The following is a 1077-nucleotide window of genomic DNA, read 5'->3' as shown; positions in this document are numbered from 1 at the left end:
GTCCGGGCCCGGTGCCGGCGGCGCGGGAATCGGCGGGCGCCCGACGAAGTCGGCGACGCCCTCGGTGAGCCAGACCGGGGCGTCGGCAGCGGTGTCGGCGCGCGCCGCGAAGTGGAACAGCTCGTGTCGCAACACGATCCGTAGATCGGTGTCGCTCATCGCGGTCGCCTTCGGGGAGAACGTGATCCGCTCTGCGGTCGCGGTGGCCGCCACGTCGGCGCCGCCGCCGGCCAGCACGGCGAACTGCTCGGCAGAACCGGCGACGACAACGGTGATGGCCTCGGGCCACTGCGGGCCCCAGAACGCGCTGACGGCCGCGGTCGCGCCGGGCAGTTCAGCGGCGATCCGGTCGAGGAGCGCCTCCCCGCCGGGAGCGCCCAGATCGACCAACTCGGCGCTACGCCCGTCCAGGGTGTCCACCGTGCGCGGGGACAGACCCGGGGCGGGTGCAGGGGCGGGCGGGCTGGCTGCGGCCAGTACCGGGCCGGACGGACTGGTCTGCGGCCCACCCAGCAGCAGTACGGCACAGATCAACTCGGCTCCGAGGAGCGCCCCGAGGCGGCGGCGGTTCCGGGACCGCTCCCGACGGGCTGCAGGCGGCGTACCGACGGACGCCTCAGTACCGACGGACGCCTCAGTACCGACGGACGCCTCAGTACCGACGGACGTTGTAGATCGGGGCACTGTGGACCGGAGCGACCTTCACCGGGATCCCGTACGTGGAGGCGTGCACCATCATCCCGTCGCCGATGTAGATCCCCACGTGTGAGGCGTCGGAGTACTGGATGACGAGGTCACCGGGCTGCATCTGGTCCGCCGAAACCGGTTGACCACCACGGGCCAGGGCCTGGCTGGAGTGCGGCAGGGCGATACCGGCCTGCTGGAAGGACCACATCACCAGGCCCGAGCAGTCGAAGGCATTCGGCCCCGAGCCGCCCCACGAGTAGGGCGAACCGATGCGGCTCAGCGCGGCCTGGATGACGGTGGGTGCGGTCGCAGATCCGGGCGGCGCGATGTCGCCCGGCGGGATGGCACCCGGCAGTCCGGGCGGCGGGGCAGGCAGCGCCGGCGGCGCAC

General features: G+C 73.1%; 2 protein-coding genes. Both read right to left on the bottom strand.

Annotated elements, in window-relative coordinates; genetic code table 11:
• The coding region (locus ACXAID_RS28205) for a peptidase (RefSeq protein ID WP_475025448.1) at positions 1–534 on the bottom strand (534 nt) is incomplete at its 3' end.
• A gap of 118 nt (positions 535–652) precedes the next feature.
• Positions 653–1077, bottom strand: a 425-nt coding sequence (locus ACXAID_RS28200; RefSeq protein WP_475025447.1) for an NlpC/P60 family protein, incomplete at its 5' end; no start/stop codon positions are given.

Source organism: Mycobacterium sp. ABE4_509, from assembly GCF_056160785.1.
Note: the sequence above shows the minus strand (reverse complement) of the source record. Positions and strands in the feature narration are given on the sequence as shown.